15 protein-coding genes and 1 pseudogene are annotated in these 16,645 nt (G+C 71.4%); 6 read left to right on the top strand and 10 right to left on the bottom strand.

Annotated elements, in window-relative coordinates; all coding sequences use genetic code 11:
- The coding region (locus tag FGF04_RS35215; RefSeq protein ID WP_328596448.1) for an acyl-CoA carboxylase subunit beta at positions 1–1,031 on the top strand (1,031 nt) is incomplete at its 5' end.
- A gap of 46 nt (positions 1,032–1,077) precedes the next feature.
- Positions 1,078–1,257 (top strand): acyl-CoA carboxylase epsilon subunit, encoded by a 180-nt coding sequence (locus FGF04_RS35210; RefSeq protein ID WP_149515434.1) that lies wholly within the window; start codon positions 1,078–1,080, stop codon positions 1,255–1,257.
- 143 nt (positions 1,258–1,400) lie between these two features.
- On the opposite strand, the gene FGF04_RS35205 is transcribed toward FGF04_RS35210, so the two are convergent.
- Complete coding sequence (locus FGF04_RS35205; RefSeq protein ID WP_149515433.1) at positions 1,401–2,042, bottom strand: superoxide dismutase; 642 nt, start codon at positions 2,040–2,042, stop codon at positions 1,401–1,403.
- A gap of 145 nt (positions 2,043–2,187) precedes the next feature.
- Here FGF04_RS35205 and FGF04_RS35200 point away from each other — a divergent pair, with 145 nt between their 5' ends.
- Complete coding sequence (locus tag FGF04_RS35200) at positions 2,188–2,880, top strand: precorrin-8X methylmutase (RefSeq protein WP_149515432.1); 693 nt, start codon at positions 2,188–2,190, stop codon at positions 2,878–2,880.
- Between the two features lie 36 nt (positions 2,881–2,916).
- On the opposite strand, the gene FGF04_RS35195 is transcribed toward FGF04_RS35200, so the two are convergent.
- Positions 2,917–3,684, bottom strand: coding sequence for a cobalt-precorrin-6A reductase (locus FGF04_RS35195; protein WP_149515431.1), 768 nt, complete (start codon positions 3,682–3,684; stop codon positions 2,917–2,919).
- Between the two features lie 123 nt (positions 3,685–3,807).
- Here FGF04_RS35195 and FGF04_RS35190 point away from each other — a divergent pair, with 123 nt between their 5' ends.
- The 3 genes and pseudogenes from FGF04_RS35190 to FGF04_RS35180 all read left to right on the top strand — a co-directional run bounded on the left by FGF04_RS35190 (position 3,808) and on the right by FGF04_RS35180 (position 5,935).
- Positions 3,808–4,512: a winged helix-turn-helix domain-containing protein gene (locus FGF04_RS35190; RefSeq protein WP_149515430.1), complete on the top strand. Its 705-nt coding sequence runs from the start codon at positions 3,808–3,810 to the stop codon at positions 4,510–4,512.
- A 127-nt stretch (positions 4,513–4,639) separates the two neighbouring features.
- Positions 4,640–5,668: pseudogene (locus tag FGF04_RS35185) on the top strand (acyl-CoA carboxylase subunit beta); the annotation flags it as partial.
- A 69-nt stretch (positions 5,669–5,737) separates the two neighbouring features.
- Positions 5,738–5,935 (top strand): acyl-CoA carboxylase subunit epsilon, encoded by a 198-nt coding sequence (locus tag FGF04_RS35180; RefSeq protein ID WP_149515429.1) that lies wholly within the window; start codon positions 5,738–5,740, stop codon positions 5,933–5,935.
- A gap of 272 nt (positions 5,936–6,207) precedes the next feature.
- On the opposite strand, the gene FGF04_RS35175 is transcribed toward FGF04_RS35180, so the two are convergent.
- From FGF04_RS35175 to FGF04_RS35140, 8 genes are all read right to left on the bottom strand, one after another.
- Positions 6,208–6,789, bottom strand: a complete 582-nt coding sequence (locus FGF04_RS35175; protein ID WP_006375305.1) for a GTP-binding protein — start codon at positions 6,787–6,789, stop codon at positions 6,208–6,210.
- Entirely contained in the window at positions 6,770–7,342 is a 573-nt protein-coding gene (locus FGF04_RS35170) for a DUF742 domain-containing protein (RefSeq protein ID WP_149515428.1), read from the bottom strand. Before FGF04_RS35170 ends, FGF04_RS35175 begins: the two co-directional genes overlap by 20 nt.
- Positions 7,343–7,434: 92 nt before the next feature.
- Positions 7,435–7,848, bottom strand: a complete 414-nt coding sequence (locus FGF04_RS35165) for a roadblock/LC7 domain-containing protein (RefSeq protein ID WP_033321188.1) — start codon at positions 7,846–7,848, stop codon at positions 7,435–7,437.
- A gap of 10 nt (positions 7,849–7,858) precedes the next feature.
- Entirely contained in the window at positions 7,859–11,134 is a 3,276-nt protein-coding gene (locus FGF04_RS35160) for a nitrate- and nitrite sensing domain-containing protein (RefSeq protein ID WP_149515427.1), read from the bottom strand.
- Between the two features lie 375 nt (positions 11,135–11,509).
- A complete protein-coding gene (locus FGF04_RS35155) occupies positions 11,510–12,085 on the bottom strand; it encodes a GTP-binding protein (protein WP_055520027.1) in 576 nt (191 codons plus the stop codon).
- Positions 12,066–12,464 (bottom strand): DUF742 domain-containing protein, encoded by a 399-nt coding sequence (locus FGF04_RS35150; RefSeq protein WP_149515426.1) that lies wholly within the window; start codon positions 12,462–12,464, stop codon positions 12,066–12,068. The genes FGF04_RS35155 and FGF04_RS35150 overlap by 20 nt, the downstream gene beginning before the upstream one ends.
- A 102-nt stretch (positions 12,465–12,566) precedes the next feature.
- Positions 12,567–12,980: a roadblock/LC7 domain-containing protein gene (locus FGF04_RS35145; RefSeq protein ID WP_055520031.1), complete on the bottom strand. Its 414-nt coding sequence runs from the start codon at positions 12,978–12,980 to the stop codon at positions 12,567–12,569.
- Positions 12,981–12,989: 9 nt separating this feature from the next.
- On the bottom strand, positions 12,990–16,625 hold the full coding sequence (locus FGF04_RS35140; protein ID WP_149515425.1) for a sensor histidine kinase: 3,636 nt from the start codon (positions 16,623–16,625) through the stop codon (positions 12,990–12,992).
- Between the last annotated feature and the right edge of the window lie 20 nt (positions 16,626–16,645).

The raw sequence follows: 16,645 nt of genomic DNA, 5'->3' as shown, positions 1-16,645 counted from the left end.
CCTACAGCCCGGCGCTGACCGACTTCGTGTTCATGGTCCGTGAGACCTCGCAGATGTTCATCACCGGTCCCGACGTCGTCAAGGCGGTCACCGGCGAGGAGATCACCCAGAACGGTCTGGGCGGCGCGGACGTGCACGCCGAGACCAGCGGGGTGGCGCACTTCGCCTACGACGACGAGGAGACCTGCATCGCGGAGGTGCGCTACCTCCTGTCGATGCTGCCGCAGAACAACCGCGAGAACCCGCCGGAGGTGCCGTGCGACGATCCGGCGGGACGCCGCGGCGAGGCCCTGCCGGATCTGGTTCCGGCGGACGGCAGCCGTCCGTACGACATGACGAAGGTGATCGAGGAGGTCGTCGACGACGGCGAGTACCTGGAGGTCCACGAGCGCTGGGCGCGGAACATCGTCTGCGCGCTGGCGCGGCTCGACGGGCAGGTCGTCGGCATCGTGGCGAACCAGCCCCAGGTGCTGGCGGGCGTCCTGGACATCGAGGCGTCGGAAAAGGCGGCCCGCTTCGTCCAGCTGTGCGACGCGTACAGCATCCCCGTCGTCACGTTCCTGGACGTGCCGGGCTTCCTGCCGGGGGTGGACCAGGAGCACGGCGGGATCATCCGCCACGGCGCCAAGCTGCTGTACGCGTACTGCAACGCGACGGTCCCGCGGATCAGCGTGGTGCTGCGCAAGGCCTACGGCGGCGCGTACATCGTCATGGACAGCCAGTCCATCGGCGCCGACCTCACCTACGCCTGGCCCACCAACGAGATCGCCGTGATGGGCGCGGAAGGTGCGGCCAACGTCATCTTCCGGCGGCAGATCGCGGCGGCGGACGACCCCGAGGCGATGCGGGCGCGTCTGGTGAAGGAGTACAAGTCCGAGCTGATGCACCCCTACTACGCGGCCGAACGCGGCCTGGTCGACGACGTCATCGACCCCGCGGACACCCGGCGGACGCTCATCGCCTCACTCGCCGCCCTGCGCGCCAAGCACGCGGACCTGCCGTCCCGCAAGCACGGCAACCCCCCTCAGTGACGGACGTGTCCGCGTCCGTACGCACCCGACGAAAGGCCGGAACGGTATGACGATGCTGCGCGTGGAGAAGGGTGAGGCCGGACCCGAGGAGGTCGCCGCGATCACGGCGGTCCTGCTGGCCCGCGCGGCCGCCCGCACACCGGCGGCGGCGGCCCGGCGCGGTCACCACCCGGGGCGCAGGTGGCGCGCTCCCGCGTTCGGCGCCCCGCACAGCTGGCGCACCTGACCGCGGGCCCCGGGGACCTGTACGGCCATACAGAAGGGCTCCCGCGAGTCACGTCCTCGCGGGAGCCCTCCGGTGTACCGCCTGCAGGTGAAGGTTGAGAAGACGATCACGAGCAGGACGTCCGTGGAGACGCGGCTACGGCGTCAGGGGGCGAGCAGCAGGCTGTCGCCGCGTTCCTTGGCGGCGGCGTAACGGCGGGACACGTCCTGCCAGTTGACGACGGCCCACATCGCGTCGATGAAGTCGACCTTCTGGTTCTTGTACTGCAGGTAGAAGGCGTGCTCCCAGGCGTCGAAGACCAGGATCGGGGTCGAGCCCTGGCCGACGTTGCCCTGGTGGTCGTAGACCTGCTCGACGATCAGCCGCCCGCTCAGCGGCTCGTAGGCCAGGACGCCCCAGCCCGAACCCTGGGTGGTCGCCGCCGCCTTGGTGAGCTGCGCCTTGAAACCGGCGAAGGAGCCGAACGACTCGGTGATCGCGTCCGCCAGGTCCCCCACGCCGTCCGCCGCCAGGGGCTCGCCGCCGCCGTCACCGGTCATGTTGTGCCAGTAGATCGAGTGCAGGATGTGGCCGGACAGGTGGAAGGCGAGGCTCTTCTCCAGACCGTTGATCGAGCCCCAGGCCTCCTTGTCGCGCGCCTCCGCCAGCTGCTCCAGGGTGTCGTTCGCGCCCTTCACGTACGCCGCGTGGTGCTTGTCGTGGTGCAGCTCGACGATCTGCGGGTTGATGACGGGTTCGAGCGCCGCGTAGTCGTACGGGAGTTCCGGGAGCGTGTAAACCGCCATGTTCAACATCCTCCGGCCGTGTTATTGCCACTCATGTGCAAGTGCACGCTAGCAGCAATAGGGGATTCCTGCCGAGGTAGGCTCGCGGCGGCGATCATCCGTGAACCCGCGCCGCACACCGGCCGAGAACAGTGAGAAGAACCCCGTGACCACGTACGACCCCGAGTGCGACCACGAGTACGAGCACGCCCCCCAGCACTCCCCCGAGTACGCGTACGAGTACGAGAAGGACGGCGCGGCCATCTACCGCCGGTCCTTCGCCACCATCCGCGCGGAGGCGGACCTCACGGAGCTGCCCGCCGACGTCGCCCAGGTCGCCGTGCGGATGATCCACGCCTGCGGCATGATCGACCTCGTACGCGACCTCGCCCACAGCCCCGGCGTGGTGACCCGCGCCCGCGAGGCCCTGCGCGCCGGCGCGCCCGTCCTCTGCGACGTGCAGATGGTCGCCTCCGGCATCACCCGCAAGCGGCTGCCCGCCGGCAACGAGGTGCTGTGCACCCTCTCCGACCCGGCCGTGCCCGGCCTGGCCGCGCGGCTCGGCACCACGCGCAGCGCCGCCGCCCTGGAGCTGTGGCGCGACCGGCTGGAGGGCGCCGTGGTCGCCGTCGGCAACGCGCCCACCGCCCTCTTCCGCCTCCTGGAGATGGTCCGGGACGGCGCGCCCCGCCCCGCCGCCGTCATCGGCGTCCCCGTCGGCTTCGTCGGCGCCGCCGAGTCCAAGGACGCCCTCGCCGCCAACCCCTACGGCCTGGAGCACCTGGTGGTACGCGGCCGGCGCGGCGGCAGCGCCCTCGCCGCCTCCGCGGTCAACGCGATCGCCAGCGAGGAGGAGTAGGGCCCGTCGCCGCACGTCCTTGAAGGGGTCGCGGCGTCATCCACCGGCGGGCGGCGCGGCGGCGCGGCCGAGGTACTCCCTGACCCAGCGGGCCGCCGCCCCGGCGTCGGCCACCACCTCGACCCCCTCGGGGACCGGCGGCCGGCGGACCACGACCACCGGCAGTCCGGCCTCCCGCGCGGCGGTCAGCTTCGGCGCGGTGGCCACGCCCCCGCTGTCCTTCGTCACCACGACGTCGATGCGGTGGCGGCGCAGCAGCCCGCGCTCCCCGTCGAGGTCGAAGGGGCCCCGGTCGAGCAGGACGTCCATGCGGGCCGGCCCCGGCGGCTCCGGTGCCTCGACGGACCGTACGAGGAACCACAGGTCGTCCAGGCCCGCGAACGCGGCCAGGCCCGTGCGCCCGGTGGTGAGGAAGACGCGACGCCCCAGCCCGGGCAGCAGTTCCGCGGCCTGCGCGAGCGAACCCGCCTCGTGCCAGACGTCGCCCTCGACCGGTTCCCAGCCGGGACGGCGCAGCGCCAGCAGGGGGACCCGGGCCGCGGCGGCCGCCTCCGCCGCGTGGAAGCTGATCGCCCCGGCGAACGGGTGGGTGGCGTCGACGAGCACGTCCACGGCGTGCGCGCGCAGCCACCCCGCCATCGCCGCCGCCCCGCCGAAACCGCCGGTGCGGACCTCGCCCGGAGGCAGCCGGGGACCGGCGACCCGTCCCGCCAAAGAACTGGTCAGGCGCAGGCCCGGGACGCCGTGCAGCAGCCCGGCCAGCTGCCGGGCTTCCGTCGTGCCGCCGAGGATCAGTACGTGCATCGGGGTCCGGTCCGTTCGGGAACAGCGGGGTGTGGGGGGCGCCGACGGGGCGGAAGGCGTCCGCGGGACCCCACTCAAGCACACCCTGCCGGGCCTCCGGCCGCACCGTCTAAGCTCCGGGCCATGCGTGTATTGGTCCTGGAGGACGACCCCGAGCTCGGGCCCGTCGTCGCAGCTCAGCTGCGGGGCGCGGGGTTCGCCGTCGACCTCGCGCGGACGCTCGCCGAAGCGGACCTCAAGCTCTCGGTCAACCGCTACGACTGCGTCGTGGCCGACCGCTCGGTGCCGGACGGCGACTCGCTCACCCTGCTCGCCGCGCACCGGCGGACCGGATCGGCCCTCCCCTTCCTGCTGCTGACCGCGCTGGACGCGGTGAGCGACCGGGTGGCGGGCTTCGAGCACGGGGCGGACGACTACCTGGTCAAGCCCTTCGCCTTCGCCGAACTCGTCGTACGGGTGCGGGCGCTGTGCCGCAGGGAGCAGCCCGCGCGGCTGCCGGTCCTGCGGGTGGACGACCTGGAGGTCGACCTCCCCCGGCGCCGCGTGTCCCGGGCCGGGGTGCTGCTCAGCCTGTCCGCGAAGGAGTTCGCGGTGCTGGAGGTGCTGATGCTGCGCGCCGGTGAGGTGGTGACGCGCACGGAGCTGATCGAGAGCTGCTGGGACGAGGCGAGCGAGCCGATGTCCAACGTGGTCGACGTCCTAATCAAGCAGCTGCGACGGCGGCTCGGGGCGCCCGACCCCATCGGGACGGTGCGTGGAGTCGGCTACCGGCTGGGCGGCAGCAGCGGCGCCGGCGACCGGGAGCCGGGCGCCGGGGCACGTACGTGAAGGCCCTCCGCCCGGCCCGCCTGATCCGCCCGGTCCGCCGAGTCCGGCCGGTCCGCCGGGTGCGCCCGGCCGCCCCGTCCCCCGCCGTGGCCCGGCTGCGGCGCACCCGGCGGACCGGCCGGACTCCTACAGCCCGGCGCTGACCGACTTCGTGTTCATGGTCCGTGAGACCTCGCAGATGTTCATCACCGGTCCCGACGTCGTCAAGGCGGTCACCGGCGAGGAGATCACCCAGAACGGTCTGGGCGGCGCGGACGTGCACGCCGAGACCAGCGGGGTGGCGCACTTCGCCTACGACGACGAGGAGACCTGCATCGCGGAGGTGCGCTACCTCCTGTCGATGCTGCCGCAGAACAACCGCGAGAACCCGCCGGTCACGCCCACCGACGACACCCCGGACCGCCGCTCGGACGTCTTCCTGGACCTCGTGCCCGCGGACGGCAGCCGTCCGTACGACATGGCCAAGGTCATCGAGGAACTCGTCGACGACGGCGACTACCTGGAGGTCCACGAGCGCTGGGCCCGCAACATCATCTGCGCGCTGGCGCGGCTCGACGGCCAGGTCGTCGGCATCGTCGCCAACCAGCCCCAGGCCCTGGCGGGCGTCCTGGACATCGAGGCGTCGGAAAAAGCTGCGCGCTTCGTCCAGATGTGCGACGCTTTCAACATCCCGATCGTGACGCTGCTGGACGTACCGGGCTTCCTGCCCGGTGTCGACCAGGAGCACGGCGGAATCATCCGCCACGGCGCCAAGCTGCTGTACGCCTACTGCAACGCCACCGTGCCCCGGATCTCCCTCATCCTCCGCAAGGCCTACGGGGGCGCTTACATCGTCATGGACAGCCAGTCCATCGGCGCCGACCTCACCTACGCCTGGCCCACCAACGAGATCGCCGTGATGGGCGCCGAGGGCGCCGCGAACGTCATCTTCCGGCGGCAGATCGCGGACGCGGACGACTCCGAGGCGATGCGCGTGCGCATGGTCAAGGAGTACAAGTCCGAGCTGATGCACCCCTACTACGCGGCCGAACGCGGCCTGGTCGACGACGTCATCGACCCCGCAGAGACCCGCGAGGTCCTCATCCGCTCGCTCGCGATGCTCCGCACAAAGCACGCGGACCTGCCGTCCCGCAAGCACGGCAACCCGCCGCAGTAGGCGCAGCGGTAACGCGGCGGACCCGCCGCGGAAACCCCACGTACCCCTCTCTCCCGGAGACTGACACCCATGGACACTCCTGATATCCGCGTCGAGAAGGGCCAGGCCGGGCCCGAGGAAGTAGCCGCGGTCACGGCGATCCTGCTGGCCCGCGCCGCCTCCGCCCCCGCGGACGCCCCGGCCCACCGCGCCCACGCCCACGCCCGCGCGGGCTGGCGCYGGCTGGAGCGCGAGCCGGGCTTCCGCGCCCCGCACAGCTGGCGCTGAGCTTTTTCGGAAGGGCCCCCTCCTCAGGGAGGGGGCCCTTCCGCGTGCCGCCGCGCGCCTCAGGACTGCCTTCGTCCGCGGGCCGGTGGGGGCCGCTCGCGCAGTTCCCCGCGCCCCTGAAAGACAGGGTGCCTTTAGGGGCGCGGGGAACTGCGCGACCAGCCCCCACCGGCCCGCAGCCGGCGACGTACGCGCGGTACCGGGCTTGGGGCATGAAAAGGGGCCCCTCTCCGGAGAGGGGCCCCTTTTCCACGGGCAGGCGGCGCCGCAGGCTACCGCAGGCGCGCCATCAAGGCGTGCTCAACGAGCGTGATCAGCGCCGACTTCGCGTCCGCCCGGTGCCGCGCGTCCGTCGTGATGATCGGCGTGTCGGGGCCGATCTGGAGCGCCTCCCGGACCTCGTCCGGGTTGTACGGCTGGCTGCCGTCGAAGCCGTTGAGGGCGATGACGAACGGCAGCCCGCTGTTCTCGAAGTAGTCGACCGCGGGGAAGCAGTCGGCCAGCCGACGCGTGTCGACGAGCACGATCGCGCCGATCGCGCCGCGCACCAGGTCGTCCCACATGAACCAGAAGCGGTCCTGGCCCGGCGTACCGAAGAGGTACAGGATCAGGTCCTGGTCCAGGGTGATACGACCGAAGTCCATGGCCACCGTCGTGGTGGTCTTGTCCCCGGTGTGGGTGAGGTCGTCGATGCCCGCCGAAGCGGACGTCATCACGGCCTCGGTACGCAGCGGGTTGATCTCCGAGACGGCCCCGACGAACGTGGTCTTCCCCACGCCGAAGCCACCCGCCACCACAATCTTTGCCGAGGTGGTGGAGCGGGAAGGACCGCCGCTAGAGCTTGCGAAGTCCACTGAGCACCCTTTCGAGCAGTGTCACGTCTGGCTGGCCGCCGGCGCTCTCGTCGCCGCCGGGCTGATGAATGGCGACCAGGCCCGCCTCCGCCAGGTCGGCGACGAGGATTCTGGCCACGCCGAGAGGGATCGTCAGGAGGGCCGAGATCTCGGCCACCGACTTGATCTCCCGGCAGAGGTTGCAGATCCGCTGATGCTCGGGCAACTGCCCCTGCATCTGGTGCGGCTGCGCGGTGGTGTGCACCAGTGCCTCGATGGCGAGCTGGTACCGCGGCCTGGTGCGGCCGCCCGTCATCGCGTAGGGGCGGACCAGCGGATTGCTGGCGCCCCCCGCGGGAGACGGTTCGGGCGAACGCCGCTGCGGCTGCACGGGCTGGATGCGCGGCGCCTGCGGCTGGTCGTACGGTGACGGGCCGGGGCCCTGCGGGGCGTACGGCTGCTGGTGCCGGCTCGGTGCGGAGGGGAAGTTGTAACGGTTCGCCGAACCGTCGCCGCCCTGGCCCTGGCCGTAGGACCAGTTGCCCGAAGACGAACCTCCTGGGGGTGTCGCCACTTTCTCCTCCTCCGTATGTGCCGGGCCCGTCACTGTAGGGCCGCGTCCCGAAACCTTACGGGCACGGGACGCCAAAACGTATCGGTTGTCTGTTAGTTGAGAAGGCTCCCCTGGAGCTCGGCACGCAGATCCGGGGTGAGGACGGTACCGGCACGGTCGACCAGAAGGGCCATCTCGTACCCAACGAGACCGATGTCGGCTTCCGGATGTGCGAGAACCGCGAGCGAGGAACCGTCGGAGATGGACATGATGAACAGGAATCCCCGCTCCATCTCCACAACGGTCTGGTTCACGCTCCCGCCCTCGAAGATGCGGGAAGCGCCCGCGGTCAGTGAGGTCAGGCCCGACGCGACGGCCGCCAGCTGGTCGGCACGGTCACGCGGGAACCCTTCGGACATCGCCAGAAGGAGTCCGTCGGCGGAGACCACCACCGTGTGCGACACCCCGGGGGTGTTGTCCACGAAGTTGGTGATCAACCAGTTCAGGTTCTGTGCCGCCTGGCTCATCGGGCTCACACTAACGCTCCTGGTTGTAGGTGCTGTCAGGGCCGAAGCCCTGGCCGTTCGTATCGCTGCCTGCGTTGCGTCCCCGCTGGACACCCTTGCGCAGCTTGCTCAGCCTGCCCCGGACGTCCTCGGGAGCGCGGGAGACCTGGGGGCCGCCCTGTGGGGTCGATTCCGCGGTGCCCTCGACCAGGTTGGCCTTGGGCACGCGCCGTGGCAGGCCGGAGGAGGTGACCCCGCCCGCCTTGGGCTGCTTCAGCGCTTCGGCCCGGTGCCACATCTGGTCGTTGTTCGACCGCCAGTCGCCCTTGCCGGTGCCGCTGTCGCCGCCGTTCGTACTGCTGTTGTTCCCGAAGGGAGCCGGTGACCCCTGGCCCACGGACTGCCGTCCGCCCGCGGTGGCTCCGCGGCGGGGGAGTCCGGCGTCGGTGGTTCCGCGGCGCGGAAGCCCGGCGTCGGTCAGCTCGGGGGCGCTGGAGGGAACAGGTCCCGGAACATCGAAGCCTACGCGGTCCTGCTCGGCCACGTCAGCGGCCTGCGCGGACTCCGTTTCGGGAGCGTACTCGTTCGCATAGCCGTTCTGGTACGCGTTCTGCTGCGGCCAGTCGTCCTGGTAGGGCTGCTCCTCGAAGGGGGCGAACCCGTCCTGCGCGGTGGCCTGGGCGGGCTGCTGCCCCTCCTGGACCGGCTCCGCATAGGGCTGGTCCGGGTAGCTCCCGTCCTGCGGGAAGTACGTCTCGTCGTACGACGGCTGCTGCTGGTCCGCGTACGGCGTCTGCTGGTCGTACGCGGGGGGCTCGGCGTACGCGGCGGGCGCGCCGTCGAAGGCGGCCGCGCCGTTCTCGTACGTACGGTCGCCGTTGTCGTAGGCCTGCTGGGGGTCGAACTCGCCCTGGAACGACGGGGCCCCGTCCTCGCCCTCCTGGGTCTGGGCCTCCAGGGCCGCGCGGCGCTCCTCCCGCACCAGCGAGCGGCCCACCGGGTCCAGCTCACGTATGTCGTCCGGGACCTCGGGGGTGTAGCGGCTGTCGTCGAAGCCCAGTTCGGCGGCCGTCCGCAGGGGCGGCGGCTGGATGCTCTGGAACTCCTCGCCGCCCTGGAACGGCTGCTGCTCGGGCTCCGGGATGATCTGCGAGACCGTGAAGTCGTCGCGCGGCACCTGGTGGTCGCCGCCACCGCCGTGGGTGATCGCGTCGGGGAGCATGACGAGCGAGGTGGTGCCGGCCTGCTCGCCCGAGGGGCGCAGCTGGACGCGGATGCCGTGCCGGTCGGACAGCCGGCCGACCACGAACAGGCCCATGCGCTGCGAGATCGCGGCGTCCACGGTCGGCGGGTTGGCCAGCTTGTGGTTGATGTCCGCGAAGTCCTCGGCGGTGAGGCCGATGCCCTTGTCGTGGATCTCGACCATGATGCGGCCGTCGGGCAGCCGGGTCGCGGTGACGCGGACCTTGGTCTGCGGCGAGGAGAACGTGGTGGCGTTCTCCAGGAGCTCGGCCAGCAGGTGCACGAGGTCGGTCACGGCGCGGCCGTGGATCTCGGCCTCCGGGACGCCGGAGAGCTCGATGCGCTCGTACTGCTCCACCTCGGAGGAGGCGGCGCGCAGCACGTCGACCAGCGGGACCGGCTGGTCCCAGCGGCGGCCCGGCTCCTCGCCGGCGAGGACCAGGAGGTTCTCGCCGTTGCGGCGCATACGGGTCGCGAGGTGGTCCAGCCGGAAGAGGTTCTCCAGCTGGTCCGGGTCGGCCTCGTTGTTCTCCAGGTCGGTGATCAGGGTCAGCTGGCCCTCGATCAGCGACTGGTTGCGGCGCGACAGGTTGGTGAAGATCGCGTTGATGTTGCCCCGCAGCAGGGCCTGCTCGGCGGCGAGCCGGACGGCCTCGCGGTGGACCTGGTCGAAGGCGCGGGCGACCTCGCCGATCTCGTCCGTGGTGGTGATCGGGATGGGCTGGACGCGGGTGTCCACGCGGCCCGGATCGGTGCGCGAGAGCTGGTCGACCAGCATCGGCAGGCGCTGCTCGGCGACGCCGAAGGCCGCGTTGCGCAGCTGGCGCATCGAGCGGCTCATCTGGCGGGCCACCATGCCGGCCAGGATGAAGGCGGCGAGCAGGGCGACGACGACGGCCGCACCGGTGATGAAGGCGTCGCGCTTGGCGTCGGAGGCGATGGTCGAGGCCTCGGCCACGGCCTTGTCCGCGAGGTCCGCCTCGATGGTGCGGTAGGCGTTGTACTTGGCGGTGTTCACCGCCCACCAGTTCTGGGCGGTGACGCCGTCGCGGGCCAGGGCGACCCGGGCGCTGGCGTCGGTCGACGCGAGGGTGCCCAGGCGGCCGACCATCTCGGTGGGTTCGGACGGCGGCGGGACGTAGGTCTGGCCGTTGGCCTCGGCGGCCTCGGCCGCCTCCTTGGCCTGGGCCGCGCCCTCGGTCTCGATCCGCTTCTTCGCCTCGTCGAGCTTGGCGGCGTCCGCCTCGGTGCCACCGCCGATGTACTCCTCGACGGCGATGCCCTCCAGGTAGGCGTACGAGGTGAGGGCCACCCGCTGCTTGCCGAGGCTCTCGTCGGACGGGCCCGGCTTGATCAGCAGGTGCATGCCGATTGAGCGCTGCAGCGACAGGGCGGCCTTGGAGAGGGAGATCGCGTAGACCGTACGGCCGTAGCTGGTGATGTTTCCGGTGCCCAGACCGAGCTCGTTGGCGAACTCCATCAGCGGGTGCTGGATCTCGACGTAGCCCTCTTCGGTCTCCACGCCCTTGAGCTTCGTGGTGTACGCGGCCTGGCGCAGGGCGGCCAGCTTGGGCTCCTGCTTGCGGAAGATCTCCAGACGGCGTTCGAGACCGGCTTTCGCGGGCATGCTCTTGACGGCCTCGTTGAACGCGGTGGCCGCGGTGTCGGTCTCCTGGCGGGCCTTGACGACGGTGGCGTCCTTGTCGCCGTCGCCCTGGAGCAGGGGAGCGGCCGTGACGTCGCGCTCGGAGTACAGCTTGTCGCCGTAGGTCAGGGCGGCGCGGACCAGGCGCGCGGTGTTCTCCGCGTCCTCGGCCTCCTGCCAGGTGTCGATGGAGCTCTTCACCTGGAAGCCGCCCATGACCAGACCGACGACCACGGGTATGAGCAGGATCGCGTTCAGCCTGGTCGGTACGCGCCAGTTGCGCGGGGACAGCCGCCCGCCGCTGGGCGGGGGCGGGGCCGTCGGCTCCGAGCCGGGCACGTGTGCGGGTGCCGCTCCGCGCGGCGGCGGGGTGAAGTTGCCCCGCGCCGACGGCTCGGGACCGTTCTTGCTTCGCCTCACTCGACCAACAACCTCTCGGCTCGGCACCTGCGTCGTGCCGGGTGTGTCTTCCGGCCCTTGCTACTGGGCAGTTCTGGCATTCCAGCACGCCAGTATGGGCTCTTCCAAACACTCGGAACGAAAGATTCCGGGTGAGCTGAGCCGCAGATAAAACGGTCATAAAGAACGAGCCCCGCCAAAAGACGGGGCTTTTGTTTGCACAGCGGCATCAGACGACTGCGACGCGTGGCGGCGTCACCGCATATCTCTGTCGAAACGTTATGAACACCGGGACCGGCCGTGTCAAACGACACAGCCGGCTCCGGGGCGGCTACGACAACTTCGGTACGGCTCTGCCGACTTGATTGCCGGGACATCATCCCTCCGGGCGGGGCCCTACCGCAGGCGCGCCATCAGCGCGTGCTCGACCAGCGTGATCAGCGCGCTCTTGGCGTCCGAACGGTGGCGGGCGTCCGTGGTGATGATGGGGGCGTCGGGCCCGATCTGCAATGCCTCGCGCACCTCTTCGGGCGTGTAGGGCTGGTGTCCGTCGAAGCCGTTGAGGGCGATGACGAACGGCAGCCCGCTGTTCTCGAAGTAGTCGACCGCGGGGAAGCAGTCGGCGAGACGGCGGGTGTCGACGAGCACGACGGCGCCGATCGCGCCGCGCACCAGGTCGTCCCACATGAACCAGAAGCGGTCCTGGCCCGGCGTACCGAAGAGGTACAGGATCAGGTCCTGGTCCAGGGTGATGCGGCCGAAGTCCATGGCGACGGTGGTCGTCGTCTTGTCCCCGGTGTGGGTGAGGTCGTCGATGCCGGCGCTCGCGGACGTCATCACGGCCTCGGTACGCAGCGGGTTGATCTCGGAGACGGCACCCACGAACGTGGTCTTGCCGACGCCGAAACCACCCGCCACAACGATCTTCGCGGAGGTGGTCGCCCGCCCTCCGTCAGAGCTTGCGAAGTCCACTGAGCACCCTTTCGAGCAGTGTCACGTCCGGGGCGCCGCCGTTGCTCTCGTCGCCACCCGGCTGGTGGATCGCGACGAGTCCGGCTTCCGCGAGGTCCGCGACGAGAATCCGTGCCACGCCCAGCGGCATGGACAGCAGGGCCGAGACCTCGGCCACCGACTTGACTTCACGGCAGAGGTGGCAGATCCGCTGGTGCTCGGGGAGCAGCCCCATGAGCGCCGCCGGATCGGCCGTCGTGCTGATCAGGGCCTCTATGGCGAGCTGGTAGCGCGGCCGGGTCCGGCCGCCGGTCATCGCGTACGGACGTACCAGCGGCTGGTCGCCCTCATCCTCGTACGGCTGCGCGTACGGATCATGAGAAGCGGTGGGCGGGGTCATGGATCCTCCGGGCGGGACAGCAAGTCGGTCAGTCGTGCCGTCTGACGGGGCCGGTGGGGGGAGGGCGGCCGGACGGTTTTTCCTGTTTTCGATGGAACCTTGCTAGTGGAGCAGGCTGCCCTGGAGCTCCGCCCGCAGATCCGGTGTGAGCACGGCGCCCGCACGGTCCACCAGCAGAGCCATTTCGTAGCCGACGAGGCCGATGTCGCAGTCCGGGTGGGACAGGACCGCGAGGGACGACCCGTCCGAGATGGACATCAGGAACAGGAATCCCCGCTCCATCTCGACGACGGTCTGGGCCACCGTGCCGCCCTCGAAGATGCGCGAGGCGCCGGCGGTCAGGGACGTGAGTCCGGAGGCGACGGCCGCGAGCTGGTCGGCGCGGTCGCGCGGGAAGCCCTCGGACATCGCCAGAAGGAGGCCGTCCGCGGAGACGACGACGGTGTGGGACACCCCGGGGGTGTTGTCAACGAAGTTGGTGATCAACCAGTTGAGGTTCTGTGCCGCCTGGCTCATCTGGCTCAACTAACGCTCCTGCTGGTGAGTGGGGCTGGGGAAGCTGCCGGTCTGGCCGGTACCGGCCTGGCGACCCTGCTGAATGCCCCTACGAAGGTTGGTCAGCCGGCCGCGTACGTCATCGGGCGCACGCGAGACCTGCGGACCGCTTTGGTGCTGTTGCTGCTGAGCCGTCCCGGCGACGAGGTTCGCGCGGGGAACCCGGCGCGGCAGACCCGAGACGGTGACGCCACCCGCGGTGGGCTGGCGTACCCGCTCGGCCTGACGGCCGAGTTCGTCATTGGGGGTGGTCCGCCACGAGGAGGCGGGAGCGCCGGCGGCCGCCGGACGCTGGGGTGCCGCCGGAGCCTGTGCGGGCGCCTGCGGTACCTGCTCGTTCCGGGCGCCGTCGCCGCCCTGTGCCTGGCCCTGGGACTGGTTGAACCAGTTCGTCTCCAGGGTGTCGTACAGGGGCGTGCGCCCGTCGCCGGGGCCCGTCGCCGGCGGCAGTTCCCAGCCGTCGTTCGGTCCGCGGACCTCGTCGGGCCGCTGCGGCGCGCTGCCGTTGGCCGGCTCCTGGGGGAGCGCGGGACGGCGGCGCTGCGGGCGCTGCTGCTGCGGACGGCCGTCGGCCGCGGGCCGCTCGAACTGGCCGGTCCCCCCGCCGTTCTGCCGCTCGCCGTAGCCCTGCGCCGGGAACTGGCCGGTGTCCTGCCTGCCCTGGCCCTGGTTCTGACCCTGGTACTGGCCGTGGCCGCTGTCGTAGCCGGTCGGCGCGTACTGCGCCGGGTCCTGACGGTCGTACGGGGCGGGGACCTGGCGGTCGTACTGACCGGTGTGCTGCTGGTTCTGCCCCGCGCCGGCGGAGTTCGGCGTGCCGAACACGTCCTGGCGGACGTACTGGCCGCCGTTCTGCTGTCCGCCGCCCTGCTGGACGCCCGCACCGGGGAACGGCGCGTCGTAGTCGGGGCGCTGGAACTCGGCGGTGGAGGCGGGCCCGTGCTGCCGGTCGTCGATCCTCGGCATCTGCGAGGTGACGTCCGGCTCCTCGTGGCCGCGCATCGCGTCCGGCGCGGAACGCGGCACCGGCGGCTGGGCGTTGTCGTCGCTCCAGCTCGGCACGCGCGGCTGCGGGTTGCCGCCCGGCAGCTCGGCGCGCGGACCGCCGCGGGGCGGCAGCTGCGGCGACTGCTGCTGGGGGCGGCGGCCCTGCTCGCCGTTGCCGGCGGGCCGCTGCTGGGACTGCTGCGGGGACCCGGGACGGCGGTTGCCGCCCGTGGTGTCCTGGCGGTTGCCGCCGAACAGGTCCTGGCGTCCGGAGTCGTTGCCGAAGCCGTTGAAGCTCTGCGCGGCGCCCGCGCCGGCCGGGGCCGGCCTGTTCTGCTGGGGCTGCTGCTGGGGGGCCTGCGGGTTGCGCGGGGCGCCACCGGGGGCACCCTGGCCGCCCGGGAAGCCGCCGCCGGCGTCGGGCCTGGGCAGTGCCGCGCGCGGGGCGCTGCCCGCTCCGACCTGGCCGCGCTGCGGCGGCGGGGTCAGCCCACCGCCGTTGCCGCCGGGCTGGCCGCCGTTGCCGAGGGCGGGACCGCCCGAGCCGCGGCGGGCCGCCGCGACACCGGCCGCGGCCTGCGCCGCCGCCGGGCCGCCGTTGACGCCGGGAGCGCCCTGGCCCTGCTTGTTGCCCGGAACCTTCTTGCCGCCCTGGGCGACGTCGACCGGCAGCATGACGAGTGCGGTCGTACCGCCGGAGTCGGACGGGCGCAGCTGGATGCGGATGCCGTGGCGCTGCGACAGGCGGCCGACCACGAACAGACCCATGCGGCGGGAGACCGAGACGTCCACGGTGGGCGGCGAGGCGAGCCGCTCGTTGATCGCCGCGAGGTCCTCGGGGGAGAGGCCGATGCCGGTGTCGTGGATCTCGATCAGCACGCGGCCGTCGGGCAGCGCGTGACCGGTGACCTTGACCTTGGTCTGCGGGGAGGAGAACGAGGTGGCGTTCTCCAGCAGCTCGGCGAGCAGGTGCACGAGGTCGTTGACCACGCGTCCGGCGACCTCGGTGGTCGGCACCGAGGAGAGCTCGATGCGCTCGTACTGCTCCACCTCGGAGGCGGCGGCGCGCAGCACGTCGACCAGCGGGACCGGGCGGGTCCACCGGCGGCCGGGCTCCTCACCGGCGAGGACCAGGAGGTTCTCGCCGTTACGGCGCATGCGGGTCGCGAGGTGGTCGAGCTTGAACAGCGAGGAGAGCTGGTCGGGGTCGGCCTCGCGGGACTCCAGCTCGGAGATGAGCGAGAGCTGGCGCTGGATGAGGCCCTGCGAGCGGCGCGAGAGGTTGGTGAACATCGCGTTGACGTTGCCCCGCAGGAGGGCCTGCTCGGCGGCGAGGCGGACGGCCTCGCGGTGCACGTCGTCGAAGGCCGCGGCGACCTGGCCGATCTCGTCCCTGGAGTGCACACCGACCGACTCGACGGAGGTGTCGACGTCCTGCGGGTCCGACTCGGAGAGCTGCTTGACCAGCTCGGGCAGGCGGTCCTGGGCGACCTTGGTCGCGGTGTCCTGCAGCCGGCGCAGCGAGCGGATCATCGAGCGGGCCACCACGAAGGCGCCGACGAGCGAGACGCCGAGCACCAGCAGGATCAGCGCACCGGAGATGATGGCTTCCCGCTCGGCCTCGTTGCGCAGCTCTCGGGCCTTCTGCTCCATCTGGTTGAGGAGCGTCAGCTCGATCTTCGACATCTCCTGGTACCGGGCGGAGTCGGCGTCCACCCAGTCCAGGTACGAGCGCTTGGCCCGCGCCTCCAGGCCGTTGTTGCGCTGGAGCACGCGCTGGAGGTAGCCGTCCGCGTCCTTGATGGTCGGGCTCGGGTCGTCCAGCGGCTTGGTGAGCTCGGCCGCGTTGCCCTCGTAGATGCTGGTGAAGCTGGTGAGCTCGAAGGCCTGGTTCTCGAAGGCGGACAGACCGTACTGCCGGTCGTTGGGGGAGAGCTCCCCGGCCGTCTTGTCCGTGGCGGGCAGGGCCGCGGCGATGATCGCGCGCTGGATGGACGCGTACTCCTTGGCGGAGGAGAAGGCCGCCAGGGCGCGCGTGCGCTGGATCATCTCCGGGTTGCTGGTCGCCTCGGCCATGTCCTGGGAGAGGCCGAGCAGCTGCTCGATCAGCCGGTGGTACGCCTCGACCGACTGGGAGGAGTTGTCCTGCTCCTGGAAGGCGGTGGTGCGGACCTTGCTGAGACTGTTCAGCTGGGTGGCGATGGCCACCACGTTGTCCCGGACGCCGTCGAGGTTCTCGTTGCCGCCCTGGTCGTCGAGCTCGTGGGTGCCCTCCAGGAAGGCGGCACGCGCACGGTCCGTCTTGTCCCGCAGGCCCTTGATGGCGACGTCGCTGGCCTTGCCGCCGTTGGCGAGCGGACCGGCCGACCGGTCGCGCTCCTCCTGGAGCGCCGTGGCGAGCTCGGTCGCCTGCTTGGTCATGTCGGTCAGCAGCTTCATGTTTTCGAGCTGCTGGATCTCGTCCATGGTGTCGCTGATGCGCAGGGCGCCCAGCGAGGTGGCCGCGACCACGGGCAGCGCGAGCAGCGAGACCAGGCGCGTGGAGATGCGCCAGTTCCGCAGGGCTATGCGCGGGCCGGGGCCGGAGGGGGTCTTCGCCTCCGGCCCCGGCCCGCGCATAGCCCTGCGGAACTGGCGCA

Origin of the sequence: Streptomyces apricus, from assembly GCF_008369065.1 — a bacterium.
In the GTDB taxonomy this organism is placed as follows: domain Bacteria; phylum Actinomycetota; class Actinomycetes; order Streptomycetales; family Streptomycetaceae; genus Streptomyces; species Streptomyces apricus.
Note: the sequence above shows the minus strand (reverse complement) of the source record. Positions and strands in the feature narration are given on the sequence as shown.